This window comes from Burkholderia sp. BCC1985, from assembly GCF_905339915.1.
Classification (GTDB): domain Bacteria; phylum Pseudomonadota; class Gammaproteobacteria; order Burkholderiales; family Burkholderiaceae; genus Burkholderia.
Genome location: NZ_CAJPGY010000137.1, coordinates 1 through 390, shown reverse-complemented (window position 1 = coordinate 390; position 390 = coordinate 1). Strand labels below are relative to the sequence as shown.

The window sequence follows — 390 nt, the reverse complement described above, 5'->3', positions numbered from 1 at the left end:
TTCACGCTCGATACGTCGGCCGCGGCGCCCGGCGTTGCCCTCACCACCGATTCGGGCAGCAGCGCGTCCGACCACATCACCAACGTCGGCACGTTGAACCTGTCCGGTGTCGAATCCGGCGCCACCGTGCAATACAGCGTCGACAACGGTGCGCACTGGAGCACCAGCTTCGGCGCCCTGCAAGGTACGAACAACGTGCAGGTCCGCCAGATCGACGTCGCCGGCAACACCTCGTCGGCGACGTCCTTCAGCTTCACGCTCGACACATCGGCCGCGGCGCCCGGCGTGGCCCTGACCACCGATTCCGGCAGCAGCCCATCCGACCACATCACCAACGTCGGCACGCTGAACCTCACCGGCATCGAAACCGGTGCCACCGTGCAGTACAGC

Annotated in this window: 1 protein-coding gene; it reads left to right on the top strand. The window is 66.7% G+C overall.

Annotated features, from left to right (window positions below):
* Nucleotides 1–390, top strand: a 390-nt coding sequence (locus U4Z31_RS37000) for an Ig-like domain-containing protein (protein WP_321813005.1), incomplete at both ends; no start/stop codon positions are given.